The organism is Oscillibacter sp. CAG:155 (assembly GCA_000436875.1).
Taxonomy (GTDB): domain Bacteria; phylum Bacillota; class Clostridia; order Oscillospirales; family Oscillospiraceae; genus Oscillibacter.
In genome coordinates, this window is the sequence record FR890939.1 from 1 (window position 1) to 1,374 (window position 1,374).

At 61.8% G+C, this 1,374-nt stretch carries 2 protein-coding genes; both read left to right on the top strand.

Annotation, left to right across the window (positions count from 1 at the left end; genetic code table 11):
* On the top strand, positions 1–183 hold a 183-nt coding region (locus tag QZL67_RS07880; protein ID WP_292920125.1), incomplete at its 5' end, for a hypothetical protein.
* 108 nt (positions 184–291) lie between these two features.
* Positions 292–1,302 (top strand): Mu-like prophage major head subunit gpT family protein, encoded by a 1,011-nt coding sequence (locus QZL67_RS07885; protein WP_022290178.1) that lies wholly within the window; start codon positions 292–294, stop codon positions 1,300–1,302.
* Positions 1,303–1,374 lie beyond the last annotated feature (72 nt).

Genomic DNA, 1,374 nt, shown 5'->3' on the forward strand with positions numbered 1-1,374 from the left:
GTCCAGGACTATCAGATCTGGCGGACGCAGCTGAGCGTCGCAGGCACCAGCCTGAAGCCCGGAAACAAGGTGACGCTGGCGGCGGACGGCCTGCAGGTCACCGCCACAACAGAAAGCGGTGTGGCCGTCATCGTGGCGCTGGAGGGCACCGCAGTGGGCGACAGCGTCCGTGTGAGATTCTGACCGGGAGGGGAGCGGGACTCCCCCTGAAATTCAAAGAAAGGAGAAGCAAGGATCTGTTCCCCTGAAGCCTCCGGACAGGGGCGGGGGAGCAGCATTTGCAACGACGATATGGCATATTGTACCGTGTCCATCGGCTCCGGCCTGGTGGACAGCCTTTACGGCAAAAGTCAGTTTCCCATCAAGAGCTATCTGGAAAAGCGGGGTGAGGCCTTTGAGCAGCGCTCCATTCTGAAAAAGCTCTTCCGCATGGAGAACTCCAAGCACTGGGCGGAACAGTACACCGGCGAGACCGCGGCGGACGACTTTGAGCCCGTGGGCGAGGGCGGTAATTACCCCAACACCGGTTTTGAGGAGGGATTCCCCAAGGCCATCATCAACGAAACCTGGAAGAGCCAGTTCGCCATCACCCAGGAGCTGGTGGAGGACGGCCGCATCGGCACCATGAAGAACCGGGCCAACAAGCTCATCACCAGCTACAACCGGACCCGGGAGAAGTTCGGCCGGTACCTGTACGCCGGCGGACTCTACGGCACCACCGTCAAGGTGGGTGCCAAGACCTTTGACTGTGCCGGCGCCGACAAGCTGGCCCTCTTCTCCAAGAGCCATCCGGGCAAGGTGGACAAAAAGACCCAGTCCAACCTGTTTGCCGGAGAACTGACGGCGGACAATCTGGGCCGCATGGAGGAGAAGATGCAGAACCTCAAGGGCGATAACGGAGAGCTGCTGAGCATCGCCCCGGACACCATCTGGATTCCCAACGACGCCGGCCTGAAACAGGCGGCCTTTGCGGCGGCTGGGTCCGACAAGACCCCCGAGGACAACACCAACGCCTTCAACTACCAGGTGGGACGCTGGAACATCCTGGTGGACCCGTATCTCACCTGGGTGCTGCAGATCCTGGGCAAGACCGACAAGCCCTGGTTCCTGCTGGACAGCGCCGCCATCCAGGAAAACGACGGCCCTATCTTCCAGGACCGGGTGAAGCTGAACGTCCGTTCGGTGCTGGACGACAACAATGACAACAACCTCTGGAAGGGCCGGGCCCGCTTCGGCGCAGGCTTTGCCGATTGGCGCTTTGTGTCTGCCGGCGGCATGAGCGGCGGCACCGAGCTGACCTGAGGGGGAAGCGTCCGGGATATCCGCCCGGGGGCTTCTGGAAAGGAGGTATGCGTATGACCTGGGGCGGAGTGA